General features: G+C 71.6%; 10 protein-coding genes. 4 read left to right on the forward strand and 6 right to left on the reverse strand.

All coding sequences use genetic code 11. The features are described from left to right. Positions 1–37 precede the first annotated feature (37 nt). Genes fdh through nrfD form a run of 3 tightly spaced genes read left to right on the forward strand, consistent with a single transcriptional unit; the run spans position 38 to position 5,192 of the window. Entirely contained in the window at positions 38–3,334 is a 3,297-nt protein-coding gene (gene fdh, locus ACFYZZ_RS26765; protein WP_389180723.1) for a formate dehydrogenase, read from the forward strand. Next, the gene (locus ACFYZZ_RS26770; RefSeq protein ID WP_389180725.1) at positions 3,331–4,263 is read left to right on the forward strand and encodes a 4Fe-4S dicluster domain-containing protein; all 933 of its coding nucleotides are present in this window, start codon (positions 3,331–3,333) and stop codon (positions 4,261–4,263) included. The genes fdh and ACFYZZ_RS26770 overlap by 4 nt, the downstream gene beginning before the upstream one ends. Further along, the gene (gene nrfD, locus ACFYZZ_RS26775; protein ID WP_389180728.1) at positions 4,260–5,192 is read left to right on the forward strand and encodes an NrfD/PsrC family molybdoenzyme membrane anchor subunit; all 933 of its coding nucleotides are present in this window, start codon (positions 4,260–4,262) and stop codon (positions 5,190–5,192) included. Before ACFYZZ_RS26770 ends, nrfD begins: the two co-directional genes overlap by 4 nt. A gap of 62 nt (positions 5,193–5,254) precedes the next feature. Here nrfD and ACFYZZ_RS26780 read toward each other — a convergent pair whose 3' ends face one another. From ACFYZZ_RS26780 to ACFYZZ_RS26800, 5 genes are all read right to left on the reverse strand, one after another. Further along, positions 5,255–6,220 (reverse strand): MerR family transcriptional regulator, encoded by a 966-nt coding sequence (locus tag ACFYZZ_RS26780; RefSeq protein WP_389180995.1) that lies wholly within the window; start codon positions 6,218–6,220, stop codon positions 5,255–5,257. A gap of 96 nt (positions 6,221–6,316) precedes the next feature. After that, the gene (locus ACFYZZ_RS26785) at positions 6,317–6,712 is read right to left on the reverse strand and encodes a GNAT family N-acetyltransferase (protein WP_389180731.1); all 396 of its coding nucleotides are present in this window, start codon (positions 6,710–6,712) and stop codon (positions 6,317–6,319) included. Positions 6,713–6,875: 163 nt separating this feature from the next. Continuing rightward, positions 6,876–8,711: a GMC family oxidoreductase N-terminal domain-containing protein gene (locus ACFYZZ_RS26790; protein ID WP_389180735.1), complete on the reverse strand. Its 1,836-nt coding sequence runs from the start codon at positions 8,709–8,711 to the stop codon at positions 6,876–6,878. Next, positions 8,708–10,147, reverse strand: a complete 1,440-nt coding sequence (locus ACFYZZ_RS26795) for a hypothetical protein (RefSeq protein ID WP_389180738.1) — start codon at positions 10,145–10,147, stop codon at positions 8,708–8,710. Before ACFYZZ_RS26795 ends, ACFYZZ_RS26790 begins: the two co-directional genes overlap by 4 nt. After that, positions 10,144–10,830, reverse strand: a complete 687-nt coding sequence (locus ACFYZZ_RS26800) for a FadR/GntR family transcriptional regulator (protein ID WP_389180741.1) — start codon at positions 10,828–10,830, stop codon at positions 10,144–10,146. The genes ACFYZZ_RS26795 and ACFYZZ_RS26800 overlap by 4 nt, the downstream gene beginning before the upstream one ends. 337 nt (positions 10,831–11,167) lie before the next feature. Here ACFYZZ_RS26800 and ACFYZZ_RS26805 point away from each other — a divergent pair, with 337 nt between their 5' ends. After that, entirely contained in the window at positions 11,168–11,704 is a 537-nt protein-coding gene (locus tag ACFYZZ_RS26805) for a 2'-5' RNA ligase family protein (RefSeq protein WP_389180744.1), read from the forward strand. Positions 11,705–11,727: 23 nt separating this feature from the next. On the opposite strand, the gene ACFYZZ_RS26810 is transcribed toward ACFYZZ_RS26805, so the two are convergent. After that, positions 11,728–14,529, reverse strand: a complete 2,802-nt coding sequence (locus tag ACFYZZ_RS26810; protein WP_389180748.1) for a SpoIIE family protein phosphatase — start codon at positions 14,527–14,529, stop codon at positions 11,728–11,730. Positions 14,530–14,557: the final 28 nt, after the last annotated feature.

Raw genomic sequence — 14,557 nt, forward strand, 5'->3', positions numbered from 1 at the left:
GCTGCGACGGCGCAAGGGCACGAGGCGGGAGATCGCCATGGGCCTGTGGCAGTGGATCGACGGCTGGCCGGTGTACCGGCAGCTCACCGGTGACGATGCGCTGGGCCGGGGCAGCGCGGCGCGCTCGCGCGGCACCGAGCGGCTGTCCGCCCGTACCGAGCGGGCCGACCGGGTCGTACGGTCCGTGTGCCCGTACTGCGCCGTGGGCTGCGGCCAGAAGGTCTACGTCAAGGACGAGAAGGTCATCCAGATCGAGGGCGACCCGGACTCCCCCGTCTCACGCGGCCGGCTGTGCCCGAAGGGCTCGGCCAGCAAGCAGTTGGTGACCGGCCCCGGCCGGATCAGCGCCGTCCTGCACCGGGCGCCGTACGGCACGGGGTGGGAGCGGATCCCGCTCGACCGCGCGATGGACATGATCGCCGACCGGGTCATCGCAACCCGGCGGCAGACCTGGCAGGACACGCATCACGGTGTTCCGGTCCGGCGCACGCTGGGCATCGCCTCGCTCGGCGGAGCGACGCTGGACAACGAAGAGAACTACCTGATGAAGAAGCTGTACACGGCACTGGGCGCGATCCAGATCGAGAACCAGGCGCGGATTTGACACTCCGCCACGGTTCCCGGTCTGGGGACCTCGTTCGGCCGTGGCGGAGCCACGACGTTCCAGCAGGATCTGGCCGAGGCCGACTGCATCCTCATCCAGGGCTCGAACATGGCCGAGTGCCATCCGGTCGGCTTCCAGTGGGTGGTGGAGGCCAAGGAACGGGGTGCCACGATCATCCATGTCGACCCCCGCTTCACCCGCACCAGCGCGCTGGCCGACGTCCACGTGCCACTGCGGGCCGGGACGGACATCGCCTTCCTCGGCGCCCTGATCAACCATGTGCTCAGCAACGACAAGGACTTCCGCGAGTACGTGGTCGCCTACACCAACGCGCCGGCGATCCTGCGCGAGGACTTCGCCGACACCGAGGACCTGGACGGGCTGTTCTCCGGCTTCGACCCGGAGAGCCGGCACTACGACACGACCAGCTGGATGTACGAGGGAGCGCAAGCCGCGGCCGCGGCCGGTGACCGGGACCGGTGGCCGGCTTCGCGCGACGGGGGCGACGAGGGCGAACAGGACGCGACTGCCCGGCAGCACGGAGGCAGGGAGCTGGGCGAGAGCGGCCGCGCGCACTCGTACGGCTCGGGCGGTCCTGCCCTGGGCGGGACGCCGGCCATGGACCCGACGCTGCAACACCCGCGCTGTGTGTACCAGGTGCTCAAGCGGCACTTCGCCCGCTACACGCCGGAGTTGGTCGAGGACGTGTGCGGTGTCCCCCGCGAGCTGTTCGCCCGCGTGGCCGACGCGATCACCGCCAACTCCGGGCGCGAGCGCACCACGGCGCTGTGCTACTCCGTCGGCTGGACCCAGCACACGGTCGGGGTGCAGTACATCCGTACCGCGGCCATCCTGCAGTCGCTGCTGGGCAACATCGGGCGGCCGGGAGGCGGCATCCTGGCGCTGCGCGGACACGCCAGCATCCAGGGTTCCACGGACGTCCCCACGCTGTACGACCTGCTGCCCGGCTACATCCCCATGCCGCACGCCCACCAGCACCAGGACCTGGACGCGTTCGTGGCCGCGGACGCCGGCACGACCGGCTTCTGGGGCAACATGCGCGCGTACGCGGTGAGTCTGCTCAAGGCTTGGTGGGGCGACGCCGCCACCGAGGAGAACGACTACCGCTTCGACTGGCTGCCCCGGCTGACCGGCGACCATGGCACCTATCAGACGGTGCTGAACCAGCTGTCGGGCGAGTGCAAGGGGTACTTCCTCGTCGGAGAGAACCCGGCGGTCGGTTCGGCCAACAGCAAGCTGCAGCGCCTCGGCCTGGCGAACCTGGACTGGCTGGTCGTGCGCGACCTGCGCCTCATCGAGAGCGCGACCTTCTGGCAGGACGGGCCGGAGATCGAGACCGGTGAGCTGCGCACCGAGGAGATCCCGACGGAGGTGTTCTTCCTGCCGGCCGCGGCGCACACGGAGAAGGACGGCAGCTTCACCAACACCCAGCGGCTGCTGCAGTGGCACCACACGGCGGTCGACCCGCCCGGGGACGCCCGTAGCGACCTGTGGTTCTACCACCACCTCGGACGGATCATCAGGGAGAAGCTCGCCGGCTCCACCGAGCCGCGCGACCGTCCGCTGCTCGACCTCACATGGGACTACCCGACGTCGGGCCCGCTGGCCGAACCGAGCGCCGACGCCGTACTGGCCGAGATCAACGGGTACGGACAGGACGGGCAGTCCCTGTCGTCGTTCACCCAGCTGCGGGACGACGGCTCCACCTCCTGCGGCGTCTGGATCTACTGCGGGGTCCACGCCGACGGACACAACCACGCGGCGAACCGCCGGCCGCGCGACGAACAGAGCCGGGTCGCCCCCGGCTGGGGCTGGGCGTGGCCGGCCAACCGCCGCACCCTCTACAACCGGGCGTCGGCCGACCCCGAGGGAAGGCCGTGGAGCGAGCGCAAGCGGTACGTGTGGTGGGACGCCGAGCAGGGCCGGTGGACCGGGGACGACGTCCCGGACTGCGAGGCGGACAAGCCGCCCGACTACCGGCCGCCGCCGGACGCGACAGCACAGGACGCCCTGGCCGGCACCGACCCGTTCATCATGCAGAGCGACGGCCGCGCCTGGCTGTTCGCGCCGGCCGGGCTGACCGACGGCCCACTGCCCGCGCACTACGAGCCGTACGAGTCGCCGGTGGACAACCCGCTGTACGGACAGCAGACGAACCCGGCGCTGCAGACCTACGACCACCCGGCCAACCGGTACCACCGGGCCGGGAGCGAGGTGTACCCGTACGCGTTCACCACCTACCGGCTCACCGAGCACCACACGGCCGGCGGCATGAGCCGTACGCTGCCCTATCTCTCCGAGCTGCAACCGGAGTTCTTCTGCGAGGTCTCCCCCGAACTCGCCGCGGAGCGCGGCCTGGAACACCTGGGCTGGGCGACCATCACCACGGCCCGTACGGCGGTCGAGGCGAGAGTGCTGGTGACCGACCGGATCAAACCGCTGCGGATCCGGGGCCGCACCATCCACCAGGTGGGACTGCCCTACCACTGGGGTCCGAACGGTCTGTCGACGGGCGACGCGGCGAACGAGCTGCTGTCCGTCGTCCTCGACCCGAACGTACGCATCCAGGAGTCCAAGGCGGCGACCTGCGACATCCGGCCCGGCAGGCGTCCACGGGGCCCGGCGCTGCGGGCCCATGTGGCGGCCTACCGGCGGCGCGCCGGCCTCCCCGAGGACATCCCGCCGGGCGCAGGAGAGGGGAAGCGATGACTTCCGACCGCAACAGGCTGTCCGGCCCGCTGGCCGACCCCGCGGCGGACGCCGGTTACCCGGACACCCACCCGCCCCGGATGGGCTTCTTCACGGACACCTCCGTCTGCATCGGCTGCAAGGCGTGCCAGGTGGCCTGCAAGGAGTGGAACCTCGTGCCGGCCGAGACCGAGGAACTCGACCTGCTGGGGCAGTCGTTCGACAACACGGGCGCGCTGAGCGCCGACAACTGGAGGCACGTGGCGTTCGTCGAGCAGACGGTGGCACCGGACCGGCCGCCGGTCGACCTGGGCATGCCGGCCGTCGGGCCACCACCCGGGCACGACGCGGGCTCCGGGGACGGCCAGGTGCGCTGGCTGATGTCCAGTGACGTGTGCAAGCACTGCACCCACGCCGCCTGCCTGGACGTCTGCCCGACCGGGTCGTTGTTCCGCACCGAGTTCGGGACCGTGGTGGTGCAGGAGGACATCTGCAACGGCTGCGGATACTGCGTGCCGGCGTGCCCGTACGGCGTGATCGACATCCGCCCGGGCGACGGCCGGGCCTTCAAGTGCACGCTGTGCTACGACCGTCTGGGGGCGGGCCGGGAACCGGCCTGCGCCCAGGCGTGCCCGACCGACTCCATCCAGTTCGGCCCGTTGGAGGAACTGCGCGAGCGGGCCGACCGGCGGGTGGCCGAGCTGCACGAGCGCGGGGTGGACGAGGCACGGCTGTACGGCCGGGATCCGGGGGACGGCGTCGGCGGCGACGGCGCGTTCTTCCTTCTCCTGGACGAGCCCGAGGTGTACGGACTGCCGCCGGACCCGGTGGTCACCACGCATGACCTGCCGTCGATGTGGCGGCATGCGGCGGCGGCCGCAGTCGGTGTGGCGGTGAGTGTGGCGCTGTCCTTTCTGGGGCGGGGGACGTGGGAGAGGACGCGGTCGTGACGGGGCGCGGTGAGCGGGAGCGGCCCATGGTTCCGCGCGCGGAGTTCCGGTCGTACTACGGCCGGCCGATCCTCAAGCGTCCCACCTGGAAGGTGCCGGACGTGCCGGGGTATCTCTTCCTCGGCGGCACCGCCGGTGCGTCGGCGATCATGGCCGCGGTGGCCGAGCTGACCGGGCGGCGGGGGCTGGCCGGGGCGGGCCGGCAGGTCGCTGGTGCCGCATCTGTGGCGAGCGTCGCCGCCCTGGTCCACGACCTCGGCCGCCCCGAGCGCTTCACGCACATGCTGCGCGTCCTCAAGCCCACCTCGCCGTTGTCGGTGGGCTCCTGGATCCTCGCGCCGTTCTCCACGCTTGCCACCGCCGCGGCCGCCTCGCAGGCCACCGGAAGGCTGCCCGGGCTGGGCCGCGTCGCCGGACTCGGATCCGCCGTCCTGGGGCCGGCGATGTGCACGTACACCGCGGTACTGCTCTCCGACACCGCGGTGCCGGCGTGGCACGAGGCGTACCCGGAACTGCCGTACGTCTTCGCGGGCAGCGCGCTCACCAGCGCCGCGGGAGCGGCACTGCTCTGCGCGCCCCGCGCGGACCACGGTCCGCCCATCCGCATGGGCCTGCTCGGCGCGGGCATGGAACTCGCCGCGATGCGCCGTATCGAGCGGCGGCTCGGACTGGTCGGTGAGCCCTACGTCACGGGCCGGCCCGGGCGACTGCTGACCCTGAGCAAGGCGCTGGTCGTGACCGGAGCCGGCCTGTCGCTTCTCACGGGGCGTCGGGCGGCTCCGCTGCTGGCCGCAGGGGCGTACCTGGCAGCGGGACTGTGCACCCGGTTCGGCATCTTCGCGGCGGGTCTCGCGTCCGCTCAGGACCCGCTGTACGTCGTGACTCCGCAGCGGCAGCGCCTCGGGGCGGGGGGTCTGGATGGCGCGTAGGCCGTGTCGGCCGGAGCATCTCCGTCAACGGGGGCTTCACCACCCGCTGAACACAGGGAAGTTCATGCCACGGGGTTGTCGCGCAGCCATGCCAGGACCTGTTGGGCATGCACGTTGGGCGGGAAGATCGGGTAGAAGACATGCTCGATCACCCCGTCACGGATGACGAGGGTCAGCCGCTTGAACAGCGTCATCCCGTCCACGTCGAACGTGGGCAGGCCGAGGGCCGCGGCCAGGTTCAGCCGAGGATCGGAGAGCATCGGGAACGGCAGGCGGAGCCGCTCGACGACCTCGCGTTGATAGGCGGTGTCCTGGCTGGACAGGCCGAAGACCCTCCGCGCGCCGGCCGTAAGAAGCTCTTGGTGGTGGTCCCGGAAATCGCAGGCTTCGGTGGTGCAGCCCCGTGCTCCGGGGATGGCGTCCCAGCCGTCGGGGAGGTCGGCATCCGGGCGGCCCGTGAGCGGGTAGATGTAGACGATCGTGCGGCCGGAGCCAAGGGCATCGATACGGACCATCTCACCTGTGGTGTCGGCCAGTTCGAGTTCGGGTGCCTTCAGGCCGGGAAGGTGGGCGGCCGCGCCGTCGTCTTCCGGGACGGGCAGGTCCGCGGGCAGGCGGTGGAAGTCGCTCATGATGTGCTCTCCGTCGTCGGGCGCCGGGCTGTTGCTGTTGCTGTCGCGATAGGCGGCCTGTCTCAGATGCCGTATCAGGGTCGCTCGGCGGCTGGTCAGGGCCTCGATCCGCTCGGTCAGCTCGTCGATGGCCTCGCGATAGCCGGCCAGCGACGCCGGACAGTCGTCGGCGTGCTGCTGCCCGGACGCCAGGCACTCCAGGAACGGCCGTGTGCGCTCGACCGGGATGCCGAGGCTGCCAAGCGCCCGAATCTCGCGCACCATCCGCACGTCGTCCTCGTCGTAGTCCCGGTACCCGTTGGCGAGCCGACGCGGCGTGATCAACCCGAGCGATTCGTAGTAACGCACCGCTTTGATTGTCACGCCGGCGCGTCTGGCCAGCTCACCGATCTTCATGCCGCTCATCTCCACGAACGCTAGACCTTGACCTCAAGGGCAAGGTCAAGTCGCTCTCCGGAGACTCTCACGGGGTGCCGTGGGCCAGGCATGGGGCTATAGAGCAATCAGCCCGGCCGTCGTCTCTTTGAAGCCGCAGGCATCGAAATAGAACGGACGCAGGTGGTCCTCGAAGTCGACGTGAAGCCACGCGCACTTCGCGGCACGGGCTTCCTCGGCCGCGATCACGACGAGCCTGGCGCCAACTCCTCTTGCCCGGCAATGCTGGGCGACCACCGTGTCCAGGATGAAGGCATGAGCTCCGCCGTCCCAGACGACGTTGACGAAGCCGACCAGGATGCCGTCTTCCCGCGCACAGACCCAGCCGAGGCTGTGGCGTTCAAGTCGTGCTCGCCAGTCGGTCTGAGCAACCGGGTGGCCGAAGCCGTCGGCGTGCAGTGCGTTGAGGGAGGCGTTGTCGACGTCGGCCCGCCACTCGTACTTGATCGTCACGTCCCGATCGTATGGCGTGGCCGAGCCGGGGGCTGCCCGATTCTGGGGACGTCCGGCGGGCCTCCTGCGTGTACGCGCCGTCCGGCGGCAGCCTGGGCACGAGCCTGTGAGGTGATGACGGCGGTGAAGTCCGGCGCTGACGGACATTTCGCGGTCCTGGTTCTCATGCGCGGACAGCCGCCTCGGCGATCGCCAACGCCGCTGCCATGATGCTCAGTTGGGGATTCACCTGCGGGCAGCTGGGGAGCACGGAGGCGTCCGCGAGCAGTACTCCGTGTACTCCTCGGAGCCTGCCCCACGGGTCGGCCGGGAAGCGGTGCGGGTCTGCGCCTGCGGCGACCGTGCCGGTGGGGTGGTAGGCCGAGAGGTGGAGGTGGCGTGCGGTCGTGCCCGCCAGGGCGGTGTCCAGTTCCGCGAGGCCGTGTACGCGGGGTGTGCGGGGGATGCCGGTGAGCACTTCCTCGGCTCCTGCGGCGAACAGCAGCTCGCCCATGGCGCGCACGGCCCGTAGCAAGCGGCCTGCGTCGCGGTGGTCCAGGTCGTAGCGGATCAGTGTGCGGTCGCGGCCGAGGACGCGACCGGAGGGGCGGTCGGCGATCATCGCGCCGAGCGTGGCGAGCCGGTCGGCGGTCTCCAGTTCGCGGCGTAGCTCGGCGCCCAGTCCGGGGAGGATGAAGGAGCCCATGCCGGGCGGGGTGGCGGTGGCCTCGATGAGGATGCCTTGCGAGTGGTGCTCCTCCACTCCGACGCTCTGCAGCACTCCTTCCCAGGCGGTGACCGGTTCGGCGAAGCGTCCGGCGACGCTCGTGGCCGGGTGGACGCTGAGATTGCGGCCGAGGCGGGGGTGCCGGCCCAGGCCGGAGCGGCGTAGGAGTGGCGGGGACTGCAGCGCGCCCGCGGCGACGACGACCAGGGGGGCGAGGATCTCGAACCCGCCGTTCGCCTCGCAGCGTGCGCGTACCCCTGCCGCGCTCGGGCCTCCGGGCCGGTCCGTGTCGACGAGGATGCGCTCGACTCGGGCTCCGGTGACGACACGGGCCCCCGCGGCGCAGGCCTCGGGCAGCACGGACAGTTGCACGCTCTGTTTGGCGCCGGTCGGACAGCCCACCACGCACTGGCAGGAGCCCTGGCAGCCGGGCGCGTTGCGGCGCAGGGGCGCGGCCTGCCAGCCGAGTTCACGCGCGCCGCCCAGCGCAATGCGGCCGTTGTTGCCGAGGACGTCGACCGGTTGGGTGGCCACCCGCAGGGTGCGCTCGGCCTCGTCCAGGTGCCGGTCGAAGCCGTCGGCGGGCGTGAATCCGAAGTCCTTGCTCCAGCGGGCCAGGACGTGGCCCGGAGTGCGGTAGCAGGTACCGGAGTTGACGACCGTGGTGCCGCCGACTGCTCGGCCCGTAGGCAGCAGCAGCGGTGGGTTGCCGACGGCCACGGTCGCTCCGCCGTCCCGGTAGAGGTCGGTGAAGCGGTCCAGGGGCGTGCGCCGGCCGAACGACTCGGTGGAGTGGTGCTGCCCCTCCTCGAGCACGACGACGTCCAGCCCGGCTCGGGCCAGGGTCCGCGCGGCCATCGCCCCGCCCGCGCCCGACCCGACGACGACGGCGTCGGCGGTGGAGCGCGCGGGCCAGGCGGGCGCGGACGTCAGGTCGAGCGGCGGATCCTGGCGGGTGAGGCCGCGCGGTGCGGGACCGTCCTGGAGCATCCGCTCTGTTCCGGCGGCCAGGAGGACAGGCACCTTCAGCACGTCGAGGAGCGGGAGAAGGGCGGGCCGTGCGGCCAGTTCAGCCAGTACGGATTCCCGTTCGGGCGTGGTGAGTGCGCCGAGCGTGCGCCCGGTGCGTGTCATGGCGTAGGCGTCCACGCCGTGCGCTGCTGCCCTGAGGCCGGCTCGCGCGGCGAGAGGCATCGAGGTGAGGACCGTCGCCAGTCTGGCGGGGACGCGACGGGGCCAGTCGGCTGTGCCGTCGTCGGCGAGCAGGGCGGACACGAGGCCGGTGAGAGTCATCGTGTGCCCACTTCCGCGTGGGCCGTGCCCTCCAGCGTCCACTCGGCCTCGGTGCGCCAGCCGCCGAACCACCACCGCTCCAGCAGGACGTGCGCGTCGGCTCGCTCGCTGTTGTGACACGTCGCGTGTTGGCCGTCGGGGTCGGTGTAGTCGAGGGCGAGGGTACGGTCCGCTCGCTGGGTGACCTCGACCCGGATCCGGCGCAGGCCGGTGCGGCCGGTGACCGTCCAGGTGGGCAGGGCGATGCCGGCGCGGAAACGCCCTGCTCCGGCCCAGCCGGCGGCCGGCCGTTCGGGGCGGCGCGGCCAGGTGCGACCCTGCCGGCGCAGTCGGAGGAAGACCAAGGGGGGAAGCCTGCGCAGGCCCGGGCGCATGGAGACGGCGGCGACGATCTCCATGACGTCTCCGCCGCCGAGGTCGGCGTGCAGCCAGGCCCAGCGGCGGGCGTTGCCGTGGCCGTAGATGCGGGCGGAGGCGCCCGGAGCGGCGGTGAGGGTCAGCGTGGTGTCGTCGTGGGTGAAGGTGCCGTCGTAGGTGGCCCTGGCCGCGGGGAGCATCTGGGCAGCAGGAAGCAGGGGCCGGTGCCAGGACCAACGGGGGAAGGTGAACAGCGGTTCGCCCGTGGGGTGTTCGGTCAGGTCCCAGCGCAGGGCGCCACCCTCGGCCGCTCCGGACAGGCGTCCGGGTCGGACCGCGACTCCGTCGGCGCTGAAACCGGAGTCGTCGGGAGTCCATTCGGCGGGGCCGAAGCGGGCGTGCCGCACGGGTCCGTCCTTGGGGAAGACCGCGGCCCACCCGTGCGCGTAGGGCTCGGATCCGTCGGCCGGCGCGGTCAGTTCGTGGTGCAGCCACAGTCCGCTGCCGGTGGCCGGGTCGGTGACGGTGGTGTACCAGACCTCGGTACGGCCGGGTTCGCCGCACCAGCGGGGTGCGAGGAACGCCTCGGGTTCCTCCTGCCGTGGGAAGCGGAAACTGGCCAGGAAGGGGAGGAGTTGCGTGCCGAGGGGGAAGCGGAGGGTGCCGGCGCCGATCCGCTCGCCGTCCTCGTGGAGGGTGTACGGCAGCACGGTCATGGAGGCCATGGGGCTGCGCGGGGTGACGGACTTCCAGCCGTCGAGGGTGAGTCGGCGGCCTTCGGTGGTGAAGGTGATGCGGTAGCGGATACGACGTCGGGCGAGCGGCGAGATCTCCAACTCTCCCTCGGCGTACGGGTCGTCGGCCCAGCCCGCGATCCGGATCCGGCCGGTGGCGCGGGCCTCGGTCGTACCGAGGAGGCGGAGAATGCGGTCGGCCGAGACTGTCAGATCGAGGCGGACCCGGCGTGTACGGTCCTCGTCGTCGAGCCGCAACGTGCCGAGCATCGTCTCGCGAAAGACGGTGCCTCGAGTGGGCGAGCCGGTGTTCGTGGTCGCGCGTGAGATCGTCCGCCCGCTCATGCGAGGCCCTCCAGCATGATCCGCTCGGTCGCCGTCAGGTAGTGCTCGGCCGCCCGCCGGGCGGCGACCTCGTCGCCGCACACCACCGCCTCGACCACCGGCTCCAGGCGCCCGCGAGCCACCCCGGCGTCCGTGAACGGGCCCCTGAGTGCGGCACGCACCGGCAGATAGGCATTGAAGAGGGTGTTGGTCAGCAGGACGTAGACGCGGTTGCCGGTGGCGCGGGCCAGCGCTCGGTGGACCTCTATGTCCGCGAGCTGTACGGCATCGGCGTCGGCCGCCTCCCCCACGGCTGCCAGGAGCGCGCGCAGCTCGGCCCGCTGCCGGTCGGTCGCCCGCGCCGCGGCCCGCTCGGCGATCAACGCGCCGATGCTGCGCCGTACTTCGAAGACCTCACCGATCCAGTCGGGGCTGTGCCGTACGAGCATGGGCAGCAGGTCGGCACCGCCCAGGCGCAGGTAGTCCCGCACGCGGGTGCCGACGCCGTGCCGGGTCTCCAGCAGTCCGGCCTGCATCAGGCGGCCGAAGGCGTGCTTGAGGGTGGTGCGGGTGACGCCGTAACCGTCGGCGAGCGTCCGCTCGGGCGGCAGGTAACTGCCCGCCGGGTGGCGCCCGGCGAGGATGTCCTCACGCAGTCGGCTCTCCAGAACATCGACGATGGTCTCGCGGGGCAGTGCCTCCACGCCGTCCTCCCGAGTGGCTCAGTGGATGATCCACTCAACCAATAGACGTTCGTGGAGTCAACGGTCCGGCAGCTGCAACTCAGTTGACGTCGTGGACAGCGGTGAGGCCGTTGAACACTCCGACGTAGGCGGTGCCATCGGGGCCGAGAGTGATCGGGGCCCAGTTGTTGGCGACGCGATCATGGTCAAGTGCGCCTCGTGCGCGGAGCGCTGGGGTCCCGTCGCGCACAGGTCGATCCCGTTCTCGCCCATCGTCGACGGTGATGTTCCGCGTTCCTGTGCTGCGCATGAGACACGCGGGTCGCCCACGGTCGAGCCCTGCTGATAAACAGGCGTGATGACGGACAACGACTCCCATCGGTTCCAGGCAAGGCAGTCGGGGCTGATCGTGAAGGTCCCGGAGGCGGAGCCTGCTGTGCGGATGTGGCGCGAGCGGTTCGATCCCTCGGCCGGTGCCGGTGTCCCGGCTCATGTCACGGTGCTCTTCCCGTTTCTCGACGCGAGCCGGATCGACGAAGGGGTCTGTGCCGCGATCGGGGAGGCACTCGATCGGCATCAGTCCTTCGAGGTCCGGTTCGAGCACTGCGGACGGTTTCCCGGGGTGCTGTATCTCGCCCCTGAACCGGACACTCCCTTCAGGCGCCTCACCGAGTCGATCGTGGAGCGGTGGCCGGAGAACCCGCCGTTCGGCGGGCAGTTCGACGACGTCGTCCCACACCTGACCGTCGCCCAGGGCCAGGACGAGGCCGTCCTGGAGAAGGTCGAGTCCGATCTGCTCGGCAGTCTCCCCGTCGTCGCGCGCGTCTCGTCGGTCGACCTGCTGGTCCACGACGGGACACGGTGGCGGCAGTGTGTCACTTTCCCTCTGTGGTAGGAATCGGTCCGCACCGGACGGCGTCACCACGCCACGGCGTCGAACACAGCCGCCGCGTCCGGTTCCCGGCCGTGGTTCAGGGTCTGTTCGGCCCAGATCACCTTGCCCTGTGCCGCATAGCGGGTGCCCCAGCGGTCCGCGAACTGGGAGACCAGGAACAGGCCGCGGCCCCCTTCGTCGGTGGTGGCCGCGCGTCGTAGCCGGGGTGAGGTGTTGCTGCCGTCCGACACCTCGCAGACCAGGGTGTTTCCCAGCAGGATCCTGACCCGCACGGGCGGAGCGCCGTACCGGATCGCGTTGGTGAGCAGCTCGCTGAGGATCAGTTCCGTGGTGAACGCCGACTCCTGCAGCCCCCAGTCGTCCAGGCGGCGGCTGACGTCGGTACGCACCCGGGAGACGGCCTGCGCATCGGAGGGCACGTCCCAGGTGGCGACCTGGGACGGGTCGAGCAGCCGGGTCCGGGCGACGAGCAGCGCGACGTCGTCACCGGGTGTCTCGGGCAGCAGGGTCTCCATGAGGGCGCGGCAGGTCTCCTCCGGTGTCTGGTCCGCGTGGGCGACGGTCGAGCGGAGCAGGTCCAGGCCCTCGTCGATGTCCCGGCCGCGGCTCTCGATCAGGCCGTCGGTGAACAGGACGAGTCGACTGCCCTCCGACAGGGCCAGCTCGCCGGCCTCGAAGGGGTGCCCACCCACCCCCAGGGGCGGCGACAGGGGGATTTCGGGCATGGTCACCGTGCCGTGTTCGTCGACCACGGCCGGTGCTAGGTGGCCGGCCCGGGCGACGGTGCAGCGGCCGCCGACCGGGTCGTAGATGGCGTAGAGGCAGGTGGCGCCGGTGAGCGGGGCACGGTCGTCGCCGGCGTTCGCCGTCTGGGTGTCCAGGCGGGTCACCATCTCGTCGAGCCGGCTCAGCAGTTCGTCCGGGGCCAGGTCCAGGGAGGAGAAGTTCAGCACGGCGGTCCGCAGCCGTGCCATGGTCACGGCGGCGTGCAGCCCGTGCCCGACGACGTCGCCGACGGTCAGGGCCACCCGGAAGCCGGGCAGGGGGATGACGTCGAACCAGTCGCCGCCCACGCCTGACTGCGCCGGCAGGTAGCGGGAGGCGATCTCCAGTGCGTCCTGGTCCGGCAGGTCCAGGGGCAGCAGGCTGCGCTGCAGTGTCACGGCCATGGCGTGCTCGCGGGAGTACCGGCGCGCGTTGTCGATCGCGACGGCCGCCCGGGCGACCAGTTCCTCGGCCACGGCGACGTCCTCCTCGTCGAACCGGGCGGAGTCGGCGCCGCGCCAGAAGTTGACCATGCCGAGGACGATCCCCCGGGCCCGCAGAGGGACCGTGACCAGTGAGTGGATGCCGTAGTCCAGGGCCTGTCGTGCTCCTTCCGGGTCCTGCGCCCGCCAGTCCTGGGCGGTGTGCAGGTCCGGCACCAGGACGGCCTTGCCGCGTTGCAGCGCCGCCGCCATCGGGGTGTCCGCCACCACGAACTGGATCAGGTCTCCCACCGGCTGCAAGGGGTGTCCGGTCCGTGATTCGCTCAGCGCGGTGCGTCGCATGCGCAGTACGGCGCCGGTGGGTTCCTCGCCACGCAGCACGGAGTCGAGGAGCTCCACGGTGACGAAGTCGGCCATGCGCGGGACCGCCACCTCCGAGAGCTCCTCGGCCGTACGCCGTACGTCGAGCGTGGTGCCGATCCGCGTGCCAGCCTCGTACAGGAACGACAGCCGGCGCCGCGCCACCTCGGCCTGGCCGGACAGGGCTCTCAGTTCCGTCGTGTCCCGGAAGGTGGCCACCAGGCCCTGTGCGCCGTCGTCCGGTGCGATGTGCCGCGTGTTCACCGCCAGCAGTCGGTCCCCGGCCGGCATCACCTCGTCGGAGACGGCCTCGCCCGACGCCAGCAGCCGTCTGAGGCCGGGCCCGAGACCCAGCTCCGTCACGTGCCGCTGGTCGGCGTCCTCGGGCAGGTCCAGCAGCCGGTGTGCCTCGTCGTTGGCGAGCAGCAGTCGCCCGTCGCCGCCGACAATCAGGACTCCCTCGCGCACCGCGTGCAGCACGGCGTCGTGGTGCTCGTACATCTGGGTCATCTCGGCGGGGCCGAGTCCGTGGGTCTGCCGCAGCAGCCGCCTGCTGACGAGAGCCGCACCGCCGGTCGCGAGCACGAGTGCCCCCGCCGCCGCGCCGAGCAGTATCGGCAGCTGCTGGCTCAGCGCGTGGCCCAGGTTCTCGTACTGGATGCCGGCGCTGACCATGCCGATCACGCGTCTGCTCGCATCCGTCACGGGGACGACCGCGCGCACGGCGTCGGACGGCCGGCCGTGGTACGTCTCCGTGAACGTCTCCCCCGCGGCGGCTCGGCCGACGCCCTGTGCCTTGGTGCCGATCAGGTCGGGGTCGGGGTCGGTGAGCCGGACCCCGTGTGCGTCCAGGACGGTGACGAAGTCGACGCCGGATCCCAGCATCGCCCGCTCCGCCGGCGCCTGCAGCCGTGCCGTCGGGTCCGGTGACTGCAGCGCGAGTACCGTGCCGGGTGCGTGCGCGAACGCCTCCGCCGCGGCCAGGGAACGGTCCTTGGCGTTGCGCTCGGCGTCGTACCGCCCCTGCACCACCAGTGCGGCCGCTGCCACCGCGACCAGCAGCAGCATGATGAGGGCCTGCAGCAGGAAGACCTGCGCGGCGAGCGTGCGGACACTCAGGGACGGCCAGAGGCGGCGTCCCTGGGACGGCCAGGGGCCGGTACGACCACGACGGGTACGGCGGGGCGGATCGGACGCCCGCCCCGGGGCGGGCGGCGGCGCCGCTCTCCCCCATGGCCGGCGGGAGCGTCCGCTCATGCCCCTTTTCTAACACTGGGGCAGCGTC

The organism is Streptomyces sp. NPDC001816, from assembly GCF_042892235.1.
Taxonomy (GTDB): Bacteria; Actinomycetota; Actinomycetes; order Streptomycetales; family Streptomycetaceae; genus Streptomyces.

What these genes read in the sequence shown, in the direction of transcription:
- ACFYZZ_RS26770 (WP_389180725.1), top strand. Translation starts at nt 3,331, where the DNA reads ATGACTTCCGACCGCAACAGGCTGTCCGGCCCGCTGGCCGACCCCGCG.
- ACFYZZ_RS26780 (WP_389180995.1), bottom strand. Translation starts at nt 6,220, where the DNA reads ATGAAGATCGGTGAGCTGGCCAGACGCGCCGGCGTGACAATCAAAGCG.
- ACFYZZ_RS26790 (WP_389180735.1), bottom strand. Translation starts at nt 8,711, where the DNA reads ATGACTCTCACCGGCCTCGTGTCCGCCCTGCTCGCCGACGACGGCACA.
- ACFYZZ_RS26795 (WP_389180738.1), bottom strand. Translation starts at nt 10,147, where the DNA reads ATGAGCGGGCGGACGATCTCACGCGCGACCACGAACACCGGCTCGCCC.
- ACFYZZ_RS26805 (WP_389180744.1), top strand. Translation starts at nt 11,168, where the DNA reads ATGACGGACAACGACTCCCATCGGTTCCAGGCAAGGCAGTCGGGGCTG.
- ACFYZZ_RS26810 (WP_389180748.1), bottom strand. Translation starts at nt 14,529, where the DNA reads ATGAGCGGACGCTCCCGCCGGCCATGGGGGAGAGCGGCGCCGCCGCCC.